This is a genomic window from Saccharomonospora amisosensis, assembly GCF_011761185.1.
In the GTDB taxonomy this organism is placed as follows: domain Bacteria; phylum Actinomycetota; class Actinomycetes; order Mycobacteriales; family Pseudonocardiaceae; genus Saccharomonospora_A; species Saccharomonospora_A amisosensis.
Genome location: NZ_JAAOYM010000001.1, coordinates 4,652,904 through 4,673,892 on the forward strand (window position 1 = coordinate 4,652,904; position 20,989 = coordinate 4,673,892).

Here is a 20,989-nt window from a genome sequence, read left to right on the forward strand (position 1 = left end):
CTCCACGTCGCACGGGCCCGCCGCCGAGACCGCAACCGCCGGTCGGGCGGCCCGCGGGTCCTCGACAGCGACCAGACGGGCCTGGCCGAGGCCCCGCAGTCCCACGCAGCCCGCAAGGTCCACACGGACCGCAGGGGCCAGGAGGGCCGGGGGGTCCTGGGGGGCCGGGCGGACCACCGGGGCCTCCACCCGGTCAGCAACCCCCTCGGCCGAACGGCTCCAGCCCACCGGCTCGTACAGCGCCACCTGCACGGCGCCGCACGCTTGGCGCAAGTTTCGGCCCGCTGCCAGTCGCGAATGTGGTGCTGCTGGAGGTCGGGCTGGCGATCGGCCTCCTTCTTCTAGCCCTCAACAATTCCCTGCTGTACGTCGCGATAGCTGTCGTCGCAGTCGCGCTGGTCCTGGCTCTACTCCGTTGGGGTGGTCAGTGGTTCACCCAGTGGGCCGGATTGACCGCGCGCTACACCCTCCGGTCTCACGGCCGGGAAGTCACACCACCACCACCGCCAACGGTGGAGAAGCTCGCTACCGAGGCTGCCGAACAGAACGTGATCGGCCCCGACGACGCGAGAGTCAGCCTGCTCCGGCTCGCTGTGCCGGACCTTGTGGTGGCATACGGCAAGGATCACGAACACCAGGATGTGGGGCTTGCCTGGCACGACGGAAACTGGACCGCAGTGCTGCTGGTGGAGCCGACACCAGCACTGATCACGCAGGCAGGCGGTGCCCCGAGCCTGCCCCTGTCGGCATTGGCGCCGTGTCTGGAAGACCGCGGCGTGGTCCTCGACTCCATACAGCTGACCTGGCACTGCTACCCGGGCAGTGCCGCCCTACCCGCCGATTCTCCCGCGCTGAGTTCTTACATGGAGGTGCTCGGACCACTTCCTGCTGCGGCGCGCCGCACAACGTGGGTTTCCATCCGGCTCGACCCGAAGCGGTGCCCCGCAGCGGTACAGGAACGTGGTGGCGGCGTAGTCGGGTCACATCGAGCACTGATCGGTGCGCTGTCACGAGTGCGCAACGCGTTGGAATCACGAGGCGTACCGACCCGGCCCCTCAATCCCGACGAACTGCTGCGAGCAGGGATCTCCGCCGCCGAACTCACCGGTGTCGCTGGATCCGACACTCGCGTCAGGCTGCGCGAACGCTGGACCGGCGTGACAGCCGCGGGAATAGGGCATGCCAGCTACGCGATCACGGGTTGGCCCAAGGGCAAGATCAGCAGCAACCTCAACGCGCTCACGAGCGTGCGCGCACTTTCCGCGACGGTGGCTATGGCAATCTCGCCCGCGCAGGAGAGTGGCAAGATCGCGCTGCGGGGTGTTGTCCGGGTCAGCGCCCGCAACCCCCGTGAACTCGAGGCAGCGGACCAGCGCCTGACGAACATTTCCGGCCGCCTTGGGGTGGCACTGACACCGCTGCGTGGCCTACAGGCGGCTGGCTTCTCCGCAACTCTTCCGATAGGAGGCACCGCGTGACCACCCGCGTTCACGATGCCAACAACGGCGCCGGGGTGGCTGCGGAATTCATCGTCGACCCGACGCTGCTCGACGCCATCAGCCCGTCAGGTGATCGGGGCGGCATCGTGCTGGGGTCAGGGCTGCAGGGTGAGCCGCTGACCATCTCAGCCCTGCGCTCCACGCCGACGAGGATCGTGCTCGTCGGTGGGCTTTACCTCGCCCGGCAGGTCGCCTTGCGTGCGATGGCGGTAGGGGCGTGGGTCGTCGTCGCGACGGGTAGGCCCACCGCGTGGCATGTGTTGTCGCAGGCTGCGGGTACCCAGCGCAACGGCCAGCCTTCACCGCTGGTGCAGATCCGGCGACTCTCGCCTGTCGAGCTTCCAAGGCCGTCGGAAGATGCGCCATTGCTGGTTGTACACGACGGCGGCCCTACACCGCAGGATCTGTTTCCTCCCCGATCGCCGTGGCAAACCACCGTTTATGTGCTGCCGTACCTGCATCCGCAAGCGGGTGCGCTCGCGAACGCCGCGGACCTGGTGCTGATGCAGCGGCTTCCAGCAGGACAGGCCGAACTCGCGGCGCGTATCTGGCGATTGCCCTTCCAGATGAAGGGGCAACTGACGATGCTGAAGGACGACCAAGTGGTCGCTCTTGGTCGAAACCTTTGGCGACCACTTCGCCTGGTGACCACGAGCAAGGAACAACAGATCCTGGGCCCCGTCCGGCGCGGCGACTGACACGCCCAACAACGCGGTTTGCCCGCGAAACGTGCGCACCGCGTTTCGCGGGCAAGCCGCGTCTTGACCTCACTCGCCGGCCAAGCGCGGGGGGGTACAGGGCTGTGGATAACCGCGCCCTTGTGGACAACTCACGATAGGCCGTGCCTGAATGTCGGTCAGCCCAGCAAGGTTTACTGGGTGAACAGAACAACGAGGCCACACGAGCTGACAAACGTCTTCCGCGGATCAGTTGCCCGTGCCGAAGGGTACGTAACAGAAGCCCAGCTACGCGGGCCGATGTTCCGACGGCTGTTTCAGGACGTCTACGCGCCGGCCCACCTGCCGGTGACGCACGAACTCCGCTGCCGCGGCGCGGCATTGATCGTTCCCAAAGAAGCGGTGCTGACAGGCCGGTCAGCCGCGACAGTCCTCGGGATCGACCTCGCCAAACCGCACGACCCAGTTGAATTCGTCGTTCCAGAGAAATCGCGTTTCGGTCCCATAAGCGGTATCCGCGTGCGCAGGACAGCTGTCAAACGAAAAGAATCCCGACCCTGGCAGGGCATCAGGATAGCCCGGCCCACTCGCATAGCTCTTGATCTACTGCTGCGACTCTCGCCGCGAACGCACGGATGGATAAGGCGGCTACGCATAGCTGTCCCAGACCTTGACGCATTCCTGCGCTCGAAGCTGGTTTCCACGAAGGCGCTAGAACGTACTCTCCGAGATCGGCGTAATCGGGGTATCAGACTCGCACGAGAGGCTCTCCTCATGTCCGACGCACGAGCGGAATCACTTCCCGAGTCAGAACTGCGGGTCGTCCTCGAAACAGGAGGCCTCAACCCGACTCCGCAGTACCGGATTCTGAAGAATGGTACAGAAGTGGCCCGGCTCGATCTCGCGATCACCGAAACACGAACGGCTATAGAGTACGACGGTTACTGGCATCGAGAACGAAGACAGACCCTCCTCGACCGAGCCCGACGTGGGCGACTCGCTGCCGAAGGATGGCGGTTCGTCATTGTCACCGCTGAAGACTTGACAGGCGATCCGAACAAGATACTGGAGGCCGTGCGCCGCGCCCAGCAATCGCCCTAGGAACTGCTCGGGTGCGCGGATCGAGTATTGCGGGTCTCATTGGCTCGCGCGGCGAGCTCACCTGCAGGCGGATAGTCAACGCCAATCAATGTCAGCCCGTGGGGCGGCGCTACCGCACTGTCGCGTAGGTGACTGCGAAGCGATTCGACAACTGATGCAGCACTGCGGCGCCCATCTCCCACCAGCAATAGTGCCCCCACAAGGCTGCGAACCATGGAGTGGCAGAACGCATCGGCCGTAACCGTCGCGTGTATCTCGTGTTCGCCCACTTGCCGCCAGCTCAGCCGTTGCAGATGTCTGATGGTCGTTGCGCCCTCACGCTGCTTGCAGAAGGCGGCGAAGTCGTGCAGCCCGATGAGAGGGCTTGCGGCTTCGTTCATGGCTTCCACAACAAGTGCCCGCGGCCACGCCAGGGTGTCCCGTCGACGCAGCGGGTCAACGCCCCATGGCGCATCCGACACCTTGTACAGATAGTGCCGTCTCATGGCGGAGAACCGGGCATCAAAACCGTCCGGCGCGACATCGACCGCCAATACCCGTACATCTGGCGGAAGAACCCTGTTCCAACGGTGTCGTAAGCGGATCAGGTCAGGGACACCCTGCTCATCCACAGCCAAGCCCCGCAACGTTTTGCCCGCGAAACGCGATGCGTCGACATGGGCGACTTGGGCAGTGGCGTGGACGCCCGCATCTGTGCGGCCCGCGACCACCATGGGTCCGACCATCGCCTCGCCCGGTGGTTGCTTCGCGAGCGCTTCCTCGAGCACTCCCTGCACTGTCCGTTGCCGTGGCTGCTTTGCCCACCCGGAAAAGTCGGTGCCGTCATAGGCCAAGTCGAGACGAATACGAACGAGCCCGCCATCCACTGTGGGAACGGCGGGCTCGTTCATCGGACTTTGAGCCGTCAGGACTCTTCCTTCTTGTCGCTCGGCTCACCGGTAGGCGCTTCAGCGCCCTCGGCGGGGTCCGCAGTGGCCTCGTCCGTCGCAGTGGTCGGCGCCTCCGCGTCCTGGTCGGCGGCCGACTCCTTCTCAGCCTGAGCAGTCTCCTCGGGCTTCGACTCCTCTGCCCGCGTCTCGGACGCCGCAGACTTGTCCTTCGCGAACTTCGTCTTCTTCGCGGCCTCGGCCTCTGCCGTCACGGTCTTCTCCGACACCAGTTCGATGACTGCCATCGGAGCGTTGTCGCCCTTGCGTGGCAGTGTCCTGGTGATTCGTACATAGCCACCGTTGCGGTCCTCGAAGAAGGGGCCGATCTCGGCCATCAGCTTGTGCACGACGTCCTTGTCGCGCACGACACGCATGATCTGGCGGCGGTTATGCAGATCACCGCGCTTGGCCTTGGTGATCAGCTTCTCCGCGAGTGGCCGCACACGCTTCGCCTTCGCCTCGGTCGTGGTGATCTTGCCGTGCGCGAACAACGACGTGGCCAGGTTGGCCAGCATCAACCGCTCGTGCGCGGGCGATCCGCCGAGACGGGGTCCCTTGGTGGGAGTGGGCATCGGTTCTCCTCGTTCAGCTCGTCAGCCGCAAGACGACTTACAGCTGCTCCGTCTCTGCGTAGTCCTGACCATCGTCATGACCGGTGTCGGGCAGGCCAGGGGTAGCTTCGGCCCCCCACGTCTCACCCTCGTAGGTGGACGCCGCCGCAGTGGGATCAAACCCAGGCGGGCTGTCCTTCAACGTGAGACCAAGACCGACGAGCTTCATCTTGACCTCGTCGATCGACTTCGCACCGAAGTTACGAATATCGAGCAAGTCCGCCTCACTGCGGGAAACCAACTCGCCGACAGTGTGGATGCCCTCACGCTTGAGGCAGTTGTAAGACCGCACCGTCAGGTCGAGGTCCTCGATCGGCATCGCGTAGGCCGCGATGGTGTCCGCCTCCTGCGGCGAGGGGCCAATCTCGATGCCCTCGGCATCAACATTCAGCTCACGCGCGAGGCCGAACAGCTCAACCAGCGTCTTGCCCGCCGATGCGACGGCGTCCCTGGGAGTGATCGACGGCTTGGTCTCCACATCGAGAACCAGCTTGTCGAAGTCCGTGCGCTGCTCGACACGGGTGGCCTCAACCTTGTAGGTCACCTTCAGCACCGGTGAGTAGATCGAGTCAATGGGAATTCGACCGATCTCGGCACCAGCCTGCTTGTTCTGCAGTGCAGGAACGTACCCGCGGCCACGTTCGACGACGAGCTCGATCTCGAGCTTGCCCTTGCCGTTCAGCGAGGCGATGTGCAAATCCGGATTGTGAACCGTCACACCAGCTGGTGGCACAATGTCAGCGGCGGTGACCTCACCGGGTCCCTGCTTGCGCAGGTACATCGTGACGGGCTCGTCCTCCTCGGAGGAGACCACGAGCTCCTTGAGGTTCAGGATGATCTCGGTGACATCTTCCTTCACCCCGGGAACGGTGGTGAATTCGTGCAGCACACCGTCGATGCGAATGCTGGTGACCGCAGCGCCCGGGATCGAGGACAGCAGCGTACGCCGCAGCGAGTTGCCGAGCGTGTAGCCGAAGCCTGGCTCGAGCGGCTCGATGGTGAACCGTGAGCGGGTCTCGTTGACCGTCTCTTCGCCGAGAGTCGGCCGCTGGGAAATGAGCACTTTCCTTCTTCCTTTCCTGCCGGCGCCCGCCATATGACGCCGAAAGGTGTGGCGTAGCGGCGACGCGCTTCGGGCGCCGCCGCCAACCCATTCCTGGCCGAAGCCAGGCCCTGGGTTACTTCGAGTAGAACTCGACGATCAACTGTTCCTGCACCGGAATCTCGATCTGCGCACGTTCGGGCAACTGATGCACAAGAATCCGCAGGCTCGACGGCACGACCTGCAGCCACGCCGGAATAGGGCGCTCGCCCATGGCTTCCTTGGCCGCCACGAACGGCAGCGTCTGAAGCGACTTGGGCCGCACGTCGATGATGTCGAACTTCGAAACCCGGAAGCTCGGGATATTCACCTTCTCGCCGTTGACGAGAAAATGGCCGTGACTGACGAGCTGGCGGGCCTGCCGCCGCGTGCGGGCCAGGCCAGCACGGTAAACCACGTTGTCCAGTCGCGACTCAAGGATCTGCAGCAGGTTCTCACCCGTCTTGCCAGCGCGGCGGGCGGCCTCCTCGTAGTAGCGCTTGAACTGGCGCTCCAGAATGCCGTAGGTGTGGCGCGCCTTTTGCTTCTCCTGAAGCTGGAGCAGATACTCGCTTTCCTTGACGCGGCCCCGGCCGTGCTGGCCGGGCGGGTAAGGGCGGCGCTCGAACGCCTGGTCGCCACCGATGAGGTCGACCTTGAGCCGACGCGAAACGCGCGTCGCGGGGCCGGTGTAACGGGCCATCTGTTCTTACTCCTCCCGTTCCTCAGACCCGGCGCCGCTTCGGCGGGCGGCAGCCGTTGTGCGGCTGCGGGGTCACGTCCTGGATCGTCCCCACCTCGAGGCCGGCGGCCTGCAGCGACCTGATCGCCGTCTCACGGCCGGAGCCGGGACCCTTGACGAAGACGTCGACCTTCTTCATACCGTGCTCGGCGGCCTTCCTGGCCGCGCTCTCGGCTGCCATTTGTGCGGCGAACGGCGTGGACTTGCGGGAGCCCTTGAAGCCGACGTGGCCGGAGGAGGCCCACGAAATTACCGCACCGTTGGGGTCGGTGATGGAAATGATGGTGTTGTTGAATGTGCTCTTGATGTGGGCATGCCCGTGAGCGACATTCTTCTTTTCCTTGCGCCGGACCTTCTTGGTTCCGGTCGTGCGTGCCTTGGGTGGCATGGTCTGGGTGACTCCTCGTTAGCGCGAGTTCTTCTGGTGGGCCGCAGCGGCTTCACGCTGTCCACGCCGAATCAACGTGCCGGCGTCGGTGTACAGCTGGCGCAGCGCCATCGGGCGAGCGTAAAGAGCCTTCGGCGACATGTAGGAAGCGCTGCCCTGACGTTGCATGGCTCCGCCCACGAGCTTCTTGCCCCGGATACTCACTTCTTGCCCGCCTTCTTCTTGCCCGCGACCGTCTTCTTCGGGCCCTTGCGCGTACGGGCGTTGGTCTTGGTGCGTTGCCCGCGGACAGGAAGTCCGCGTCGCCAGCGCAGGCCTTCGTAACAGCCGATCTCGATCTTTCGACGGATGTCAGCATTTACCTCGCGACGGAGGTCACCCTCGACCTTGAAGTTCTCTTCGATGTAGTCCCGCAGTTTCACAAGGTCGTCATCGCTGAGGTCCTTCACGCGGGTGTCCGCGTTCAGTTCCGTGGCGGTGATCAGTTCCTTGGAACGGGTACGGCCGATGCCGTAGATGTAGGTAAGCGCGATCTCGAGCCGCTTCTCGCGGGGAAGATCGACGCCAGCGAGTCGTGCCATTGGCGCTCATGCTCCTTCTTCATCGTGTCTCCAGGTCTGCTCCCTGACCATTCCCGGGACGACTCGCTGTCGCACCACCCGCTCTCGCGGGCGGCGTCCCGGCCCCGGCCTGGAGTCCGGGGGTGAGCCGGTCCCGTCGGCTTTCGCCGCGGTCCGGCAGGTACGGGGAGTGGTTCTCGGCTATGAATTCACTCGGACGAGTGCCGGTGATCAGCCCTGCCGCTGCTTGTGCCGCAGGTTGTCGCAGATCACCATGATCCGACCGTGCCGACGGACGATCTGGCACTTGTCACAGATCCGCTTGACGCTCGGCTTGACCTTCACGTCTCCTGCTCTCCTGCTCGTGCTGAGTTGCTGCGTGCCCCCTGGTGGAGGTCTCCCTCCACCACGCTCACCGTGATCACTTGTAGCGGTAGACGATGCGACCACGGGACAAGTCGTAGGGCGAAAGCTCTACGACAACCCTGTCCTCCGGCAGAATGCGGATGTAGTGCTGCCGCATCTTGCCACTGATGTGTGCAAGGACCTTGTGGCCGTTCTCCAACTCGACGCGAAACATCGCGTTGGGAAGCGGCTCGATTACGCGGCCTTCGACCTCGATGGCCCCGTCCTTCTTCGCCATGTCCTCCGCGTTTCGTGATTGGTTGAGCGGTGAGTGCTTGCCTGCCTGGTGGCACGCACGCCACGCCAATCCCGCTGCCCAGTGGAAGTGAGCATGCTGGAACCGGCGTGATGAGCACGCCGAATAGTCAGTGTACGCGCCGCGTGTCAAGCCCCCTAAGCCGGGGTTGCTTGAGTCAGCCGCCTACCAGGTGAACGACTCACGAGTAATGATAACAGCGTTTCGGAGGAGTGCCGCGCTCCCAAATCACGTTTAGCGGGCAAACCGTGCTTGCCGGGCAACGTTTAGCGGGCAAACCGTGGTAAGCGGTGACAGATCATCACTGTTCTGGTTCCGTCAACACCCACGGCCCCTCGTCGGTGACCGCTACCGTGTGCTCCCAGTGCGCGGCGCGAGATCCATCAGCGGTGACCACCGTCCAGCCGTCTTCCAGCTCGACGGTCTCTGGCGAGCCAGCCGTGAGCATGGGCTCGATTGCCAACGCCATACCCACCTCGAGCAGCGGCCCTCGGCCTGGCCTGCCCACGTTGGGCAGGAATGGGTCCATGTGCATTGCCGAACCGATACCGTGCCCGCCGTACTCGAGCACCATCCCGTACTCGACACCGTCCTCGGCGGCAGCTCGCCGGGCCGTCTGCTCGATGGCATAAGAGATGTCGGTGAGCCGCGCGCCCGGGTTGACCGCCCTCACCCCTGCTAGCATCGCGGCCCTGGTGGCCGCCGACAGCTTCTTGTCCGCCTCCGCAACGGCACCGATCTCGATGGTGACCGCCGAGTCACCGTGCCAACCGTCCAGGATGGCCCCGCAGTCCACCGACAGCAGGTCACCTTCCCGTAGGACACGCGCCGGCGAGGGGATGCCATGCACGATCTGCTCGTTCACCGATGTGCAAATCGACGCCGGAAACCCGTGATAGCCCTTGAACGACGGCACCGCGTTGGCTTCCCGGATGGTCTGCTCGGCCAACTCGTCGAGTTCTGCCGTGCTTACGCCCGGCGCAGCGGTTTGGACTACGTCACGCAAGGTTCGAGCGACAACCAGACCTGCCGCGCGCATGGCTTCCAGCTCGCCCCGGCTCTTCACCTCGATGGAGCGATCCCGACGGAACAACTGCCGCACGCGGCGTGGGAGGAGCTTCACGAGCGGTTGCCGAGAGCTTCCAGCACTCGAGCCGACACCTGGTCCACGTCGCCCACGCCGTCCACCGTCACAAGGATGCCAGAGTAATACTGCAACAGCGGAGCGGTCTCAGAACGGTACACCTGCTGCCTGCGTCGAATCACGTCCTCGGTGTCGTCCGTACGCCCCCTAGCCAGTAAGCGATCCACCAGCACGTCTTCAGGTACCTGCAGCTCGATCACGGCGTCCAATGCGGTATCCGACTCCGCGAGCATCTGGGCCAGCACATCAGCTTGCTTGGTGTTGCGTGGGAAGCCGTCGAGCAGGAAGCCCGACTTGGCGTCCGGTTCCGTGAGCCGCTCCCGCACCATCTCGTTGGTCACCGAATCCGGAACCAGTTCACCGGAGTCCAGGTAACGCTTCGCTTCTCTGCCAAGTGGTGTCTGCTCCCCTACGTGGGTCCTGAACAGCTCGCCCGTGGAGATATGCGGTACGCCGAGTCGCTCGGACAACGCCGCAGCCTGCGTACCCTTTCCTGCCCCAGGCGGACCGACTAGAACCACGCGCGTCATCGCAGGAACCCTTCGTAATTGCGCTGCATCAGCTGGCTTTCGATCTGCTTCACCGTGTCGAGACCGACACCAACCATGATCAGCACAGCAGTGCCGCCGAACGGGAAGTTCTGGTTCTGACCTTCACCGGTGATCGACAGGAAGAAGTTCGGCAGGATGGCAACGATGCCGAGGTAGATCGACCCCGGAAGTGTGATACGGCTGAGCACGTGACCGAGGTACTCGGCCGTGGGCCTGCCTGGCCTGATGCCGGGAATGAAGCCACCGAACTTCTTCATCTCCTCCGCACGCTCATCCACGTTGAAGGTGATCGTGATGTAGAAGTAGGTGAAGAAGATGATCAGCGCGAAGTACATCAGGATGTGCACCCAGCTCGACTGGTCGACCAGGTACGTCTGCAGGAAGCGTTGCCACCAGGACGCCTCGTTCGGGTTCCCCACGAGCCTGCCGATCAGGTCGGGCAGGTAGAGCAGCGAGGACGCGAAGATCACCGGAATGACACCGGCCTGGTTGACCTTGATCGGCAAATAGGTGGACGTCCCGCCGTACATGCGTCGGCCGATCATGCGCTTGGCGTACTGCACGGGGATTCGGCGCTGCCCCTGCTCGACGAAGATGACACTCGCGATGATCGCCAGCCCGAGCACACACACGAAGAAGAACACCAGGCCGCCCTGGTTGTTCAGGATGTTGCCACCCTCAGCCGGGATGCGCGCGGCGATGTTAAGGAAGATCAACAGCGACATCCCGTTGCCAACGCCGCGTTCGGTGATCAACTCACCCAGCCACATCATCACGGCGGTGCCTGCCGTCATGGTGAGCACCGTGAGCGCGAGCGCGTACACGCTGTTGTCCGGCAGCACCGGCTGGTCACAGTCACCGAAAAGCTGACCTCGATCGGCCAGCGCGACCACACCCGTCGCCTGCAAGATCGCCAGCGCGATAGTCAGGTACCGCGTGTACTGGGTGAGCTTGCTCTGCCCCGCCTGGCCTTCCTTCTTCAACTCCTCGAACCGCGGGATGACCACGGTCAGCAACTGCACGATGATGCTCGCCGTGATGTAGGGCATGATCCCGGTGGCGAACACCGATAGCTGCAGCAGCGCACCACCGCTGAACAGGTTCAGCAGCGAGAAGATGTTCTGATCTTGAACCTGCGCCTGACAAGCCTGGACGTTCGGGTACGACACCCCAGGTGCTGGCATGGTCGCGCCGATCCGATAGACGGCCACGATCATCAGCGTGAACAGGATCTTCTTGCGCAGGTCCGGCGTCGCGAGAGCCGAGCGGAAGGCGCTGAGCACGCGGGGGACCTCCTCGGCGTCGTCGGCGATCAGCCGACGATCGGCTTGGCCGGCACTGGACCGGCAGGACACACTGTTGCTGGCGGGCAAGCCAGGGGCGCGTCGGGGCACGGGTATCCCGAAGCGTGGCTCCGACTCTAACAGCCCCGCTCAACGCGACATCACGTAGTGCCGCTTTTGAGCCCGCCTGCCCCGGCTCGCCGCCGCAGCCCGGGCTCGCCGGGCACGTTTAGCGGGCAAACCGTGGTGAGGGGACCCGATGGGAACGCGTTTAGCGGGCAAACCGCGGTAAGGGGAGCTGGCATGGAACGGCCCGGAGGGGTTTCCCTTTGGGTGGGTTCTCCTCCGGGCCGGTTCCGCTCACTCAGAGCTTGGTGGCCGAGCCACCTGCCGCCTCGAGCTTCTCCTTCGCCGAGTTGGAGAAGGCATCGGCGGTCACATCCAGCTTGACGCCGTTCAGCTCACCGTTACCGAGCACCTTCACCAGCTCGTTCTTGTGCACCAGGCCGCGGGCGACAAGTTCCTCCTTGCCGACCTTGCCACCGTCGGGGAACACCCGGGCCAGGTCGCCCACGTTCACCGCCTGGTACTCGGTGCGGAAGCGGTTCTTGAAGCCACGCAGCTTCGGCAATCGCATGTGAATGGGCATCTGCCCACCCTCGAAGCCGGCTGGCACATTCTTACGGGCCTTGGTGCCCTTCGTGCCGCGACCGGCGGTCTTGCCCTTCGAGCCCTCACCACGGCCGACCCGGATCTTCTCCCGGTTGGCGCCAGGAGCGGGCCTGAGGTGATGGATCTTGATGGCCATTACTTGACCTCCTCCACGGTCACCAGGTGCCGCACCGTGTGGATGAGGCCACGCACCTGCGGGGTGTCATCACGCACGACCGACTGCCGGATCTTGCGCAGACCCAGCGTGCGCAGCGAATCCCTGTGGTTGCGCTTGGTCCCGATCGTGCTCTTGATCTGGGTGACCTTGAGCTGAGCCATGTCAGACCCCCTGCCCCGCACGCTGGCGCAGCATCCGGGCCGGTGCCACGTCCTCCAGCGGAAGACCACGGCGCGCCGCGACCTCCTCCGGACGCTGCAGGTCCTTCAGTGCCCGCACGGTCGCGTGCACGATGTTGATCGCGTTGTCGCTGCCGAGCGACTTGGACAGCACGTCGTGCACGCCCGCGCACTCGAGCACCGCACGAACCGGCCCTCCCGCGATAACTCCGGTACCAGGGCTGGCCGGGCGCAGCAGCACGACACCGGCGGCCTCCTCACCCTGCACAGGGTGGGGAATGGTGCCTGCGATGCGAGGCACGCGGAAGAAGTTCTTCTTCGCCTCCTCGACACCCTTGGCGATGGCCGCGGGCACTTCCTTGGCCTTGCCGTAGCCGACGCCGACCTGTCCGTCCCCGTCACCGACGACGACCAGCGCGGTGAAGCTGAAGCGCCGACCACCCTTGACGACCTTGGCCACTCGGTTGATCGCTACGACGCGCTCGAGGTGCGGGGTCTTGTCCTGGGCCGCCCCGCCACGGCCACCGTCACGACGGTCCCTGCGGTCCCTGCCGCCACCGCGCTCGCGGTCGCCGCCGGGTCCGCCCTGGCCGCCGGATTGCCGCGTACGTCCCGGCATCAGGCGTTCCTTCCGTTCTCGAGAATGTTGCTCACTGTTAGAACTCCAACCCCGCCTCGCGGGCGGCGTCGGCCAGCGCGGCGATCCGGCCGTGGTAGGCGTTGCCACCACGGTCGAACACCACCTTGGAGATTCCCGCGTCCTTGGCGCGGGCCGCGACCAACTCGCCGACCTTGGCTGCCTTGGCCTTCTTGTCGCCCTCGACCGAGCGCACACTCGCTTCGAGGCTCGATGCCGACGCCATGGTGTGCCCGGCGATGTCGTCGATCAACTGGACGACGATGTGTCGCGAGGACCGCTTCACCGACATCCTGGGCCGCTCGGCCGTACCGTTGATCTTCTTGCGCAGCCGGTTGTGCCGCCGGATCTTGCCTTCGCGCCGACGGGTCGAGATGTCCTTGCCGATGGGCTTGCGCTTTGTAACCGTTTCGCTCATGATCACTTACCCGTCTTTCCGACCTTGCGGCGGATGCGCTCACCCTCGTAGCGCAGGCCCTTGCCCTTGTACGGGTCGGGGCGACGTAGCTTGCGGATGACCGCCGCGGTCTGGCCGACCTTCTGCTTGTCGATGCCGGACACCGAGAACCGCGTCGGGCTCTCCACCTTGAAGGTGATGCCCTCCGGTGCCTTGATCGTCACCGGGTGGCTGTAGCCGAGGGCGAACTCCAGGTCCTGCCCCTTGGCCTGCACGCGGTAACCGACCCCGTGGATCTCCATCCGCTTCTCGTAACCGTCGGTCACGCCGACGACCAGGTTGTTCACCAAGGTGCGGGTCAGACCGTGCAGCGAGCGGCTCTCCCGCTCGTCGTCGGGACGCCTCACCTGCAACGTGCCGTCCTCGGCGCGCTCCACCATGATCGGCTCGGGAACGGTGTGCTCGAGAGTGCCCTTGGGGCCCTTGACCGTGACGCGCTGTCCGTCGATGGTCACCTCGACCCCGGAGGGGACGGTGATCGGCAGCTTACCGATGCGTGACATGCCAGTCCCCCTTCCTCACCAGACGTAGGCGAGGACTTCCCCGCCCACGCCGTTGCGCTTGCACTGCCTGTCGGTCTGCAGCCCCGACGACGTCGAGATGATCGCCACCCCGAGGCCACCCAGAACACTGGGCAGGTTGGTCGATTTGGCGTACACCCGCAGACCGGGCTTCGAGACTCGCCGCAGCCCCGCGATGCTGCGCTCCCGGTTCGGGCCGTACTTCAGCTCGACGACGAGGTTCTTGTGCTTCTCGCCCGGCTCTGTCCGGTAGCTCGAGATGTAGCCCTCGCGCTTGAGGATCTCGGCGATGTTCACCTTGATCTTCGAGTGGGGCAGCACGACCTCGTCGTGGTACGCCGAGTTCGCGTTGCGCAGACGTGTCAGGAAGTCTGCGATCGGGTCGGTCATCGTCATGGTGACCTTCAACCTTTCTCGCCCTGGTTCCCCGCGTCGCGGGGCCTGTGGCGAAGTGGGAGTCGGTAGTGAGCCTTCACCAGCTGGACTTGTTCACACCGGGAAGCTGGCCGGCGTGCGCCATCTCCCGCAGGCAGACGCGGCAAAGGCCGAACTTGCGGTAGACGGAGCGCGGCCGCCCGCAGCGCTGGCAGCGGGTGTAGCCCCGAACCTTGAACTTCGGCTTGCGCGCGGCCTTGGCGATCAGAGCTTTCTTGGCCATCTGCTCAGTTCTCCTGTGTCTTGCGGGACACCCGCGCCCGGCTGGCTTTCCTGAGCGTGTGCACTCGGGTGTCGCTCATGACGCCTCCTTGAACGGGAAACCGAGCTTGCGAAGCAGCGCACGGCCCTCGTCGTCAGTGGTGGCGGTGGTGACGACCGTGACGTCCATGCCGCGAGGGCGGTCGATGGAGTCCGGGTTGATCTCGTGGAACATCGACTGCTCCGTGAGACCGAAGGTGTAGTTGCCCTTGCCGTCGAACTGCTTCGCGGACAACCCGCGGAAGTCACGGATACGCGGCAGTGCGATGGTGAGCAGCCGGTCGAGGAACTCCCACATGCGGTCGCCGCGCAGCGTCACTCGCGCACCGATCGGCTGCCCCTCACGCAGCTTGAACTGCGCGATGGACTTGCGGGCCCTGCGCACCTCCGGCTTCTGGCCGGTGATGGTGGCCAGGTCGCGGACGGCGCCCTCGATCAACTTGCTGTCGCGGGCGGCGTCGCCGACGCCCATGTTGACCACGACCTTGACCACACCGGGGATCTGGTGCGGGTTGGTGTAGCCGAACTCCTCGCGGAGCTGCCCTGCGATCTCTTCGCGGTACCGGATCTTCAACCGCGGTGTCGGATATGTCTTCTCTGCGGTGGTCATCAGATGTCCTTGCCGGTCCTGCGCGAGATCCGAACCTTCTTACCGTCCTCGCCGATGCGGTGGCCCACCCTGGTCGGCTTGCCATCGGAGTCCACCACCATCACGTTCGACACGTGGATGGGGGCCTCCTGCGTCACGATGCCGCCGGACTGAGCGCCCCGCTGGGTCTGGGTGATCCTGGTGTGCTTCTTGATGCGGTTCACACCCTCGACCAGAACCCGTTGGCGGTCTGGATAGGCCTGGATGACCTTGCCCTTCGCGCCCTTGTCCTTGCCTGCGATGACGAGGACGGTGTCGCCCTTCTTCACCTTCATCTAGAGCACCTCCGGCGCGAGCGAGATGATCTTCATGAACTTCCGATCGCGCAGCTCGCGCCCAACCGGGCCGAAGATGCGGGTCCCTCGCGGTTCGTTGTCGTTCTTGATGAGGACCGCGGCGTTCTCGTCGAACCGGATGTAGGAGCCGTCGGGGCGACGCTTCTCCTTCACCGTCCTGACGATGACGGCCCTGACGACGTCACCACGCTTCACGTTGGCGCCCGGGATGGCGTCCTTGACGGTGGCGACGATGATGTCGCCGATGCCCGCGTAGCGCCGCCCCGAGCCACCGAGCACCCGGATGGTCAGGATCTCCTTGGCACCCGTGTTGTCGGCGACTCGCAGTCGCGACTCCTGCTGGATCACGTCAACTCCTGTATGTCGCGCCGGTTCTCGGTAGACCCGAGCCTGGCGGAACGAACGGGGCCACTCGAGCCCCTGCTTACTTGGCCTTCTCGCGGATCTCGACGAGCCGCCAGCGCTTGGTGGCCGACTGGGGCCGGGTCTCCATGAGGAGCACGCGGTCGCCCACACCGGCCGTGTTCTGCTCGTCGTGCGCCTTGACCTTCTTGGTCGAGCGCATCACCTTGCCGTACAGCGGGTGCTTCTTGCGGTCCTCGAGCTCGACCACGATCGTCTTGTCCATCTTGTCGGACACGACCAGACCTTCCCGGACCTTCCGGTAGTTACGGCCGGACTCCTTCTTCTGCACCGGCTCCGTCATGCGGCACCTTCACTCTCGTTCTCGTCAGGCGCGATGGAGAGCCCGAGCTCACGCTCGCGCATCACGGTGTAGATGCGGGCGATGTCCGCGCGCACGGTGCGCAGCCTGCGGTTGTTGTCGAGCTGCCCGGTGGCCATCTGGAACCGGAGGTTGAACAACTCCTCCTTGGCTTCCTTCAGCCGCAGCACGAGCTCCTCCGCAGTGAGCTCACGAAGTTCTGACGCCGCAACTCCTCCGGCCTTAGCCATCAGAACTCACCACCTTCGCGCGTCACGATCCGGCACTTCATCGGCAGCTTGTGGATCGCGCGGCGCAGCGCCTCGCGAGCCACGGTCTCGTTCGGGAAACTCATCTCGAACATGACCCTGCCCGGCTTCACGTTGGCCACCCACCACTCGGGCGATCCCTTACCGGAACCCATGCGGGTTTCGGCTGGCTTCTTCGTCAGCGGCCGGTCGGGGAAGATGTTGATCCAGATCTTCCCGCCACGCTTGATGTGCCGGGTCATGGCGATACGGGCAGACTCGATCTGCCGGTTCGTCACATAGCTGTGCTCGAGCGCCTGGATCCCGTACTCACCGAAGTTGACCTTGGTGCCACCCTTGGCGGCGCCGGAACGCTTCGGCGAGTGCTGCTTGCGGTGCTTGACCTTGCGTGGGATGAGCACGCCTCAGCCCTCCGTTTTCTCTGCGGCGTCCTGCGCCGCCACCTGCGGAGCCTGGCCTGCGGCCACATCGGTGTCGCTCTGCGCGCCACCCTGCGAGGCCGCGGCGGCCCGGCCGGCTTCGGTCGAGGTCGGCGTGGTGCCGGAGGAACCGGAACGACGCCGGGAGGGCCGCTCGCGCCGTGGGGCGCGCTCGGCGGCCGCGGCCGCGTCCCGCTCCTGCTTGCCCTTCAGCCCACCGACGATGTCGCCCTTGTAGATCCACACCTTCACGCCGATCCGGCCGAAGGTGGTGCGAGCCTCAAAGAAGCCGTAGTCAATGTCGGCACGCAACGTGTGCAGCGGAACCCTGCCGTCGCGGTAGTGCTCCGAGCGCGACATCTCGGCGCCGCCGAGCCTGCCGCTGCACTGCACGCGGATGCCCTTGACCTGCGGCGAACGCATCGAGGTCTGGATCGCTTTACGCATGGCCCGCCGGAAAGCCACCCGGTTGGACAGCTGCTCGGCCACGCCCTGGGCGACCAGCTGCGCGTCCGACTCGGGGTTCTTCACCTCGAGGATGTTCAGCTGCACCTGCTTGCCGGTGAGCTTCTCCAGTGCGCCACGAATCCGGTCGGCCTCGGCGCCACGGCGGCCGATGACGATGCCCGGCCGCGCGGTGTGGATGTCCACACGGACCCGGTCCCGGGTGCGCTCGATCTCGACCTTGGAAATACCGGCCCGCTCCATGCCCGTCGACAGGAGCTTGCGGATCTTGACGTCCTCGGCGACGTACTCCGAGTACTGCTTGTCGGCGTACCAGCGGGACTTCCAATCCGTGGTGATCCCGAGCCGGAAGCCGTGCGGGTTGATCTTCTGGCCCACTACCGGCCACCTGCCTTCTTCTTGCTCTTCGACTTCGCCTTGTCGGACGCGGGCCGGGACTCGAGCTCAACCGTGATGTGGCTGGTCCGCTTGCGGATCCGGTACGCCCGGCCCTGGGCGCGCGGCCGGATGCGCTTGAGCGTCGGACCTTCGTCGGCGTAGGCGTTCTTGACCCAGAGCGTGTCCGGGTCGAGGTCCAGGTTGTTCTCCGCGTTGGCCATGGCACTGGCGAGCACCTTCGCCACGGGCCCACTGGCCGCCTGCGGAGCGAACCTGAGCACGGCCAGCGCCTCGTTGGCGTTACGGCCCTTGATCAGCTCGATCACCCGGCGCACCTTGGTCGGCGAGTCCCGGACGAAGCGAGCTCGCGCGAAGGCTGTCGGCAGGGTCTCCTCTGCCTCGGCCACCGCGTCATTACGCGCGTTCATCGCTGCTTCCCCTTCTCGGTGCGCGCTCAGCGGCGGCGCGACTTGCGGTCTTCCTTGACGTGGCCCTTGAAGGTCCGCGTCGGGGCGAACTCACCAAGTTTGTGTCCGACCATCGCCTCGGTGACGAACACCGGCACATGCTTGCGGCCGTCGTGCACCGCGATGGTGTGGCCGAGCATGTCCGGAATGATGGTCGACCTGCGAGACCAGGTCTTGATCACTGTCTTCTTGCCCGACTCGTTGAGCGCGTCCACCTTCTTGAGCAGGTGGTCGTCCACGAACGGGCCCTTCTTCAGGCTGCGCGGCATCTCTTACTACCTCCCTGCTCAGCGCTTCTTGCCGGTGCGCCGACGGCGGACGATCAGCTTGTCGCTCGGCTTGCTGCGACGCGTGCGGCCTTCCGGCTTGCCGTTCGGGTTCACCGGGTGCCTACCGCCGGAGGTCTTGCCCTCGCCACCACCGTGCGGGTGGTCGACCGGGTTCATCACGACACCACGGACGGTGGGGCGCTTGCCGCGCCACCGGTTACGTCCCGCCTTGCCCCAGTTGATGTTGGAGTGCTCGGAGTTGCCGACCTCGCCGACCGTCGCCCTGTTGCGCACGTCCACGTTGCGGATCTCGCCGGAAGGCATCCGCAGCTGGGCGTACGGACCGTCCTTGGCGACCAACTGCACGCGGGCACCCGCCGACCTCGCGATCTTCGCGCCGCCGCCGGGACGGAGTTCGATCGCGTGGATCACGGTGCCCACCGGGATGTTGCGAAGCGGCAGGTTGTTGCCCGGCTTGATGTCGGCCCTCGGACCGCTCTCCACCCGGTCACCCTGCTTGAGGCGTTCCGGCGCGATGATGTAGCGCTTGTCGCCGTCGGCGTAGTGCAGCAACGCGATGCGGGCACTGCGGTTGGGGTCGTACTCGATGTGCGCGACCTTGGCGGGAACACCGTCCTTGTCGTTACGCCGGAAGTCGATGACCCGGTACGCGCGCTTGTGTCCACCACCCTTGTGCCGGGTGGTGATCTTGCCAGCGGAGTTGCGGCCGCCACGCCCGTGCAGCGGACGCAGCAGTGCCTTCTCCGGCGTCGAGCGGGTGATCTCGGCGAAATCCGAGACGGAGGAGCCACGACGACCAGGCGTCGTCGGCTTGTACTTGCGGATGCCCATGTCTTCTCAGTCCCTTACGCGGCGGGTCCGCCGAAGATCTCGATCGGCTTGCTCTCGGCCGAGAGCGTGACAATGGCGCGCTTGGTGTCCTTGCGCTTGCCGTAGCCGTACCGGGTGCGCTTGCGCTTACCCGGCCGGTTCAGCGTGTTCACGCTGATCACCTTCACGCCGAAGACCTTCTCGACCGCGACCTTGATCTGGGTCTTGTTGGCGTCGGGGCGGACAAGAAAGGTGTACTTGTGATCCTCAAGCAGCCCGTACGACTTCTCGGAGATCACCGGCGCGATCAGGATGTCACGCGGGTCGGGAATCGCCACGGAGCTCATGCCTGGTCACTCCTTTCGGCATCGCCCGACTTGGCCGCCCTGCTCGGGCCGGCGAGAAACACGTCGAACGCCGCCTTGGTGAACACGACGTCATCGTTGACGAGAACGTCGTAGGTGTTGAGCTGGTCGGGGGTCAGCAGGTGCACGTTCGGCAGGTTGCGCACGGAAAGCCTGCTCAGCTCCTCGTCGCGGTGCAGCACCACGAGCACACGCTTGGCCTGCGTCACCGCGGCGAGCGCGGCCTTGGCTGCCTTCGTGGACGGCTTCTCACCGGACACCAGCTCCGTGACCACGTGCAGTTGCCCTGAGCGCGCCCGGTCGGAGAGGGCGCCGCGCAGCGCGGCCGCCTTCATCTTCTTCGGGGTCCGCTGGGTGTAGTCACGTGGCGTGGGGCCGTGCACGGTGCCACCGCCGGTGAACTGCGGTGCACGGACCGAACCCTGCCTGGCGCGACCGGTTCCCTTCTGCCGGTACGGCTTGCGGCCACCGCCGCGCACCTCGCCCCTGGTCTTCGTGTCGTGCGTACCCTGCCGCGCCGCGGCCAGCTGGGCCACGACGACCTGGTGCATCAGCGGGATGTTCGCCGGTACGTCGAAGATCTCGGCGGGAAGCTCGACCGTCCCCTCGGCCTTGCCTGCCGGGGTCTTGAGTTCCACGGTCGCGGTCACTGCGTCACACCACCCTTCGCGGCGCTGCGGACGAAGATCAGCCCGCCCTTGGGTCCGGGAACCGCGCCCTTGATCAGCAGCAGGCCGTCCTCGGGACGCACCGCGTGCACGGTGAGGCCCTGCGTCGTCACTCGCTGGTTGCCCATCCGGCCCGCCATGCGCAGGCCCTTGAACACACGGCCAGGAGTGGCGCAGCCGCCGATCGAACCGGGAGCACGGTGCTTGGCCTGGTTACCGTGGCTGGCGCCCTGCCCGGAGAAGCCATGTCGCTTCATTACACCGGCGTAGCCCTTGCCCTTGCTGGTACCGGTCACGTCGACCACGGAACCGCTGGGGAACACCTCCGCGGTGATCTCCTGGCCGACCTCGTAGGACTCGGCGTCGGCCGTGCGTAGCTCGGCGATGTAGCGCCGCGGTGTCACACCGGCCTTCTCGAAGTGGCCCGTCCTCGGCTTGTTGACCCTGCGTGGGTCGACGGCACCGAAGGCGAGCTGTACGGCCGAGTAGCCGTCCGTCTCCTTGTTGCGCACCTGGGTCACCACGTTCGGCCCGGCCTGCACGACGGTCACCGGGACAACCCGGTTGTTCTCGTCGAAGACCTGGGTCATGCCGAGCTTGGTGCCCAGAATGCCCTTCACTTGCCTTTCAGACATGAGTCTCTATCTCCGCCGCTCGACCAACG

At 65.3% G+C, this 20,989-nt stretch carries 35 protein-coding genes; 3 read left to right on the top strand and 32 right to left on the bottom strand.

Features of this window, described 5'->3' with window-relative positions:
• The first annotated feature begins 299 nt into the window (after window positions 1–299).
• From eccE to FHU38_RS22530, 3 genes are all read left to right on the top strand, one after another.
• Complete coding sequence (gene eccE, locus FHU38_RS22520; protein WP_313886860.1) at window positions 300–1,478, top strand: type VII secretion protein EccE; 1,179 nt, start codon at window positions 300–302, stop codon at window positions 1,476–1,478.
• Window positions 1,475–2,197, top strand: coding sequence for a hypothetical protein (locus FHU38_RS22525; RefSeq protein WP_167174873.1), 723 nt, complete (start codon window positions 1,475–1,477; stop codon window positions 2,195–2,197). Before eccE ends, FHU38_RS22525 begins: the two co-directional genes overlap by 4 nt.
• A gap of 180 nt (window positions 2,198–2,377) precedes the next feature.
• Complete coding sequence (locus tag FHU38_RS22530; RefSeq protein WP_167174876.1) at window positions 2,378–3,277, top strand: endonuclease domain-containing protein; 900 nt, start codon at window positions 2,378–2,380, stop codon at window positions 3,275–3,277.
• On the opposite strand, the gene truA is transcribed toward FHU38_RS22530, so the two are convergent.
• The 32 genes from truA to rplC form a co-directional block, all read right to left on the bottom strand.
• Window positions 3,274–4,167, bottom strand: a complete 894-nt coding sequence (truA, locus tag FHU38_RS22535; protein WP_167174879.1) for a tRNA pseudouridine(38-40) synthase TruA — start codon at window positions 4,165–4,167, stop codon at window positions 3,274–3,276. The two genes, FHU38_RS22530 and truA, sit on opposite strands and share 4 nt — an antisense overlap.
• Before the next feature lie 14 nt (window positions 4,168–4,181).
• Window positions 4,182–4,778 (bottom strand): 50S ribosomal protein L17, encoded by a 597-nt coding sequence (gene rplQ, locus FHU38_RS22540; RefSeq protein ID WP_167174882.1) that lies wholly within the window; start codon window positions 4,776–4,778, stop codon window positions 4,182–4,184.
• A gap of 37 nt (window positions 4,779–4,815) precedes the next feature.
• Window positions 4,816–5,880: a DNA-directed RNA polymerase subunit alpha gene (locus FHU38_RS22545; RefSeq protein WP_167174886.1), complete on the bottom strand. Its 1,065-nt coding sequence runs from the start codon at window positions 5,878–5,880 to the stop codon at window positions 4,816–4,818.
• Between the two features lie 115 nt (window positions 5,881–5,995).
• Window positions 5,996–6,601 carry a 30S ribosomal protein S4 gene (gene rpsD, locus FHU38_RS22550; protein ID WP_167174889.1) on the bottom strand — a complete coding sequence of 202 codons (606 nt, stop codon included), beginning with the start codon at window positions 6,599–6,601 and terminating at the stop codon, window positions 5,996–5,998.
• A gap of 22 nt (window positions 6,602–6,623) precedes the next feature.
• Window positions 6,624–7,028, bottom strand: a complete 405-nt coding sequence (gene rpsK, locus FHU38_RS22555; RefSeq protein ID WP_009152402.1) for a 30S ribosomal protein S11 — start codon at window positions 7,026–7,028, stop codon at window positions 6,624–6,626.
• Between the two features lie 18 nt (window positions 7,029–7,046).
• Window positions 7,047–7,232, bottom strand: a complete 186-nt coding sequence (locus FHU38_RS28050; RefSeq protein WP_167174892.1) for a hypothetical protein — start codon at window positions 7,230–7,232, stop codon at window positions 7,047–7,049.
• Complete coding sequence (gene rpsM, locus FHU38_RS22565; protein ID WP_009152400.1) at window positions 7,229–7,609, bottom strand: 30S ribosomal protein S13; 381 nt, start codon at window positions 7,607–7,609, stop codon at window positions 7,229–7,231. Before rpsM ends, FHU38_RS28050 begins: the two co-directional genes overlap by 4 nt.
• Window positions 7,610–7,819: 210 nt before the next feature.
• Window positions 7,820–7,933 (bottom strand): 50S ribosomal protein L36, encoded by a 114-nt coding sequence (gene rpmJ / locus FHU38_RS22570; RefSeq protein ID WP_005461389.1) that lies wholly within the window; start codon window positions 7,931–7,933, stop codon window positions 7,820–7,822.
• Between the two features lie 76 nt (window positions 7,934–8,009).
• Window positions 8,010–8,231: a translation initiation factor IF-1 gene (infA, locus tag FHU38_RS22575; protein ID WP_005443304.1), complete on the bottom strand. Its 222-nt coding sequence runs from the start codon at window positions 8,229–8,231 to the stop codon at window positions 8,010–8,012.
• A 319-nt stretch (window positions 8,232–8,550) separates the two neighbouring features.
• Window positions 8,551–9,372: a type I methionyl aminopeptidase gene (map, locus tag FHU38_RS22580; protein ID WP_313886861.1), complete on the bottom strand. Its 822-nt coding sequence runs from the start codon at window positions 9,370–9,372 to the stop codon at window positions 8,551–8,553.
• Window positions 9,369–9,923 (bottom strand): adenylate kinase, encoded by a 555-nt coding sequence (locus tag FHU38_RS22585; RefSeq protein WP_167174895.1) that lies wholly within the window; start codon window positions 9,921–9,923, stop codon window positions 9,369–9,371. The genes map and FHU38_RS22585 overlap by 4 nt, the downstream gene beginning before the upstream one ends.
• A complete protein-coding gene (gene secY, locus FHU38_RS22590) occupies window positions 9,920–11,227 on the bottom strand; it encodes a preprotein translocase subunit SecY (RefSeq protein WP_167174898.1) in 1,308 nt (435 codons plus the stop codon). Before secY ends, FHU38_RS22585 begins: the two co-directional genes overlap by 4 nt.
• Before the next feature lie 364 nt (window positions 11,228–11,591).
• Window positions 11,592–12,035 carry a 50S ribosomal protein L15 gene (gene rplO, locus FHU38_RS22595; protein ID WP_167174901.1) on the bottom strand — a complete coding sequence of 148 codons (444 nt, stop codon included), beginning with the start codon at window positions 12,033–12,035 and terminating at the stop codon, window positions 11,592–11,594.
• Window positions 12,035–12,217 carry a 50S ribosomal protein L30 gene (rpmD, locus tag FHU38_RS22600; protein ID WP_009152395.1) on the bottom strand — a complete coding sequence of 61 codons (183 nt, stop codon included), beginning with the start codon at window positions 12,215–12,217 and terminating at the stop codon, window positions 12,035–12,037. The genes rplO and rpmD overlap by 1 nt, the downstream gene beginning before the upstream one ends.
• Before the next feature lies 1 nt (window position 12,218).
• On the bottom strand, window positions 12,219–12,854 hold the full coding sequence (gene rpsE, locus FHU38_RS22605; RefSeq protein ID WP_009152394.1) for a 30S ribosomal protein S5: 636 nt from the start codon (window positions 12,852–12,854) through the stop codon (window positions 12,219–12,221).
• 37 nt (window positions 12,855–12,891) lie between these two features.
• Complete coding sequence (rplR, locus tag FHU38_RS22610; RefSeq protein WP_167174905.1) at window positions 12,892–13,290, bottom strand: 50S ribosomal protein L18; 399 nt, start codon at window positions 13,288–13,290, stop codon at window positions 12,892–12,894.
• A gap of 2 nt (window positions 13,291–13,292) precedes the next feature.
• Window positions 13,293–13,832 carry a 50S ribosomal protein L6 gene (gene rplF / locus FHU38_RS22615; RefSeq protein WP_167174908.1) on the bottom strand — a complete coding sequence of 180 codons (540 nt, stop codon included), beginning with the start codon at window positions 13,830–13,832 and terminating at the stop codon, window positions 13,293–13,295.
• Window positions 13,833–13,847: 15 nt separating this feature from the next.
• The gene (rpsH, locus tag FHU38_RS22620; protein WP_167174911.1) at window positions 13,848–14,246 is read right to left on the bottom strand and encodes a 30S ribosomal protein S8; all 399 of its coding nucleotides are present in this window, start codon (window positions 14,244–14,246) and stop codon (window positions 13,848–13,850) included.
• 76 nt (window positions 14,247–14,322) lie between these two features.
• Window positions 14,323–14,508, bottom strand: a complete 186-nt coding sequence (locus tag FHU38_RS22625; protein WP_009152390.1) for a type Z 30S ribosomal protein S14 — start codon at window positions 14,506–14,508, stop codon at window positions 14,323–14,325.
• 75 nt (window positions 14,509–14,583) lie between these two features.
• Complete coding sequence (gene rplE / locus FHU38_RS22630; protein WP_167174915.1) at window positions 14,584–15,156, bottom strand: 50S ribosomal protein L5; 573 nt, start codon at window positions 15,154–15,156, stop codon at window positions 14,584–14,586.
• Window positions 15,156–15,470: a 50S ribosomal protein L24 gene (gene rplX, locus FHU38_RS22635; RefSeq protein ID WP_167174918.1), complete on the bottom strand. Its 315-nt coding sequence runs from the start codon at window positions 15,468–15,470 to the stop codon at window positions 15,156–15,158. The genes rplE and rplX overlap by 1 nt, the downstream gene beginning before the upstream one ends.
• Window positions 15,471–15,839 carry a 50S ribosomal protein L14 gene (gene rplN, locus FHU38_RS22640; RefSeq protein ID WP_009152386.1) on the bottom strand — a complete coding sequence of 123 codons (369 nt, stop codon included), beginning with the start codon at window positions 15,837–15,839 and terminating at the stop codon, window positions 15,471–15,473.
• Between the two features lie 76 nt (window positions 15,840–15,915).
• Window positions 15,916–16,197, bottom strand: a complete 282-nt coding sequence (gene rpsQ / locus FHU38_RS22645) for a 30S ribosomal protein S17 (protein ID WP_009152385.1) — start codon at window positions 16,195–16,197, stop codon at window positions 15,916–15,918.
• Window positions 16,194–16,445, bottom strand: coding sequence for a 50S ribosomal protein L29 (gene rpmC / locus FHU38_RS22650; protein WP_167174921.1), 252 nt, complete (start codon window positions 16,443–16,445; stop codon window positions 16,194–16,196). The genes rpsQ and rpmC overlap by 4 nt, the downstream gene beginning before the upstream one ends.
• The gene (gene rplP / locus FHU38_RS22655; protein WP_167174924.1) at window positions 16,445–16,864 is read right to left on the bottom strand and encodes a 50S ribosomal protein L16; all 420 of its coding nucleotides are present in this window, start codon (window positions 16,862–16,864) and stop codon (window positions 16,445–16,447) included. The genes rpmC and rplP overlap by 1 nt, the downstream gene beginning before the upstream one ends.
• A 3-nt stretch (window positions 16,865–16,867) precedes the next feature.
• Window positions 16,868–17,725, bottom strand: coding sequence for a 30S ribosomal protein S3 (gene rpsC, locus FHU38_RS22660; protein ID WP_167174927.1), 858 nt, complete (start codon window positions 17,723–17,725; stop codon window positions 16,868–16,870).
• Entirely contained in the window at window positions 17,725–18,153 is a 429-nt protein-coding gene (gene rplV, locus FHU38_RS22665; RefSeq protein WP_167174930.1) for a 50S ribosomal protein L22, read from the bottom strand. Before rplV ends, rpsC begins: the two co-directional genes overlap by 1 nt.
• A gap of 26 nt (window positions 18,154–18,179) precedes the next feature.
• Window positions 18,180–18,461, bottom strand: coding sequence for a 30S ribosomal protein S19 (gene rpsS / locus FHU38_RS22670; RefSeq protein WP_005453244.1), 282 nt, complete (start codon window positions 18,459–18,461; stop codon window positions 18,180–18,182).
• A gap of 18 nt (window positions 18,462–18,479) precedes the next feature.
• Window positions 18,480–19,313: a 50S ribosomal protein L2 gene (gene rplB, locus FHU38_RS22675; protein ID WP_009152379.1), complete on the bottom strand. Its 834-nt coding sequence runs from the start codon at window positions 19,311–19,313 to the stop codon at window positions 18,480–18,482.
• A 14-nt stretch (window positions 19,314–19,327) separates the two neighbouring features.
• Window positions 19,328–19,639 carry a 50S ribosomal protein L23 gene (gene rplW / locus FHU38_RS22680; RefSeq protein ID WP_009152378.1) on the bottom strand — a complete coding sequence of 104 codons (312 nt, stop codon included), beginning with the start codon at window positions 19,637–19,639 and terminating at the stop codon, window positions 19,328–19,330.
• A complete protein-coding gene (rplD, locus tag FHU38_RS22685; protein ID WP_167174933.1) occupies window positions 19,636–20,307 on the bottom strand; it encodes a 50S ribosomal protein L4 in 672 nt (223 codons plus the stop codon). The genes rplW and rplD overlap by 4 nt, the downstream gene beginning before the upstream one ends.
• Entirely contained in the window at window positions 20,304–20,960 is a 657-nt protein-coding gene (rplC, locus tag FHU38_RS22690) for a 50S ribosomal protein L3 (protein ID WP_167174936.1), read from the bottom strand. The genes rplD and rplC overlap by 4 nt, the downstream gene beginning before the upstream one ends.
• Between the last annotated feature and the right edge of the window lie 29 nt (window positions 20,961–20,989).

Coding starts and splice junctions, on each gene's coding strand:
- rplX (WP_167174918.1), bottom strand. CDS start 15,470: ATGAAGGTGAAGAAGGGCGACACCGTCCTCGTCATCGCAGGCAAGGAC.
- rplR (WP_167174905.1), bottom strand. CDS start 13,290: ATGAGCGAAACGGTTACAAAGCGCAAGCCCATCGGCAAGGACATCTCG.
- rplF (WP_167174908.1), bottom strand. CDS start 13,832: ATGTCACGCATCGGTAAGCTGCCGATCACCGTCCCCTCCGGGGTCGAG.
- rplV (WP_167174930.1), bottom strand. CDS start 18,153: ATGAACGCGCGTAATGACGCGGTGGCCGAGGCAGAGGAGACCCTGCCG.
- rpsQ (WP_009152385.1), bottom strand. CDS start 16,197: ATGACGGAGCCGGTGCAGAAGAAGGAGTCCGGCCGTAACTACCGGAAG.
- rpsK (WP_009152402.1), bottom strand. CDS start 7,028: ATGCCACCCAAGGCACGCACGACCGGAACCAAGAAGGTCCGGCGCAAG.
- rplQ (WP_167174882.1), bottom strand. CDS start 4,778: ATGCCCACTCCCACCAAGGGACCCCGTCTCGGCGGATCGCCCGCGCAC.
- rplE (WP_167174915.1), bottom strand. CDS start 15,156: ATGACCACCGCAGAGAAGACATATCCGACACCGCGGTTGAAGATCCGG.
- rplB (WP_009152379.1), bottom strand. CDS start 19,313: ATGGGCATCCGCAAGTACAAGCCGACGACGCCTGGTCGTCGTGGCTCC.
- rpmC (WP_167174921.1), bottom strand. CDS start 16,445: ATGGCTAAGGCCGGAGGAGTTGCGGCGTCAGAACTTCGTGAGCTCACT.
- rpsS (WP_005453244.1), bottom strand. CDS start 18,461: ATGCCGCGCAGCCTGAAGAAGGGCCCGTTCGTGGACGACCACCTGCTC.
- rpmD (WP_009152395.1), bottom strand. CDS start 12,217: ATGGCTCAGCTCAAGGTCACCCAGATCAAGAGCACGATCGGGACCAAG.
- rpsM (WP_009152400.1), bottom strand. CDS start 7,609: ATGGCACGACTCGCTGGCGTCGATCTTCCCCGCGAGAAGCGGCTCGAG.
- FHU38_RS22585 (WP_167174895.1), bottom strand. CDS start 9,923: ATGACGCGCGTGGTTCTAGTCGGTCCGCCTGGGGCAGGAAAGGGTACG.
- rpsD (WP_167174889.1), bottom strand. CDS start 6,601: ATGGCCCGTTACACCGGCCCCGCGACGCGCGTTTCGCGTCGGCTCAAG.
- rpsE (WP_009152394.1), bottom strand. CDS start 12,854: ATGCCGGGACGTACGCGGCAATCCGGCGGCCAGGGCGGACCCGGCGGC.
- rplC (WP_167174936.1), bottom strand. CDS start 20,960: ATGTCTGAAAGGCAAGTGAAGGGCATTCTGGGCACCAAGCTCGGCATG.
- truA (WP_167174879.1), bottom strand. CDS start 4,167: ATGAACGAGCCCGCCGTTCCCACAGTGGATGGCGGGCTCGTTCGTATT.
- FHU38_RS22625 (WP_009152390.1), bottom strand. CDS start 14,508: ATGGCCAAGAAAGCTCTGATCGCCAAGGCCGCGCGCAAGCCGAAGTTC.
- rpsH (WP_167174911.1), bottom strand. CDS start 14,246: ATGACGATGACCGACCCGATCGCAGACTTCCTGACACGTCTGCGCAAC.
- rplO (WP_167174901.1), bottom strand. CDS start 12,035: ATGGCCATCAAGATCCATCACCTCAGGCCCGCTCCTGGCGCCAACCGG.
- rplW (WP_009152378.1), bottom strand. CDS start 19,639: ATGAGCTCCGTGGCGATTCCCGACCCGCGTGACATCCTGATCGCGCCG.
- infA (WP_005443304.1), bottom strand. CDS start 8,231: ATGGCGAAGAAGGACGGGGCCATCGAGGTCGAAGGCCGCGTAATCGAG.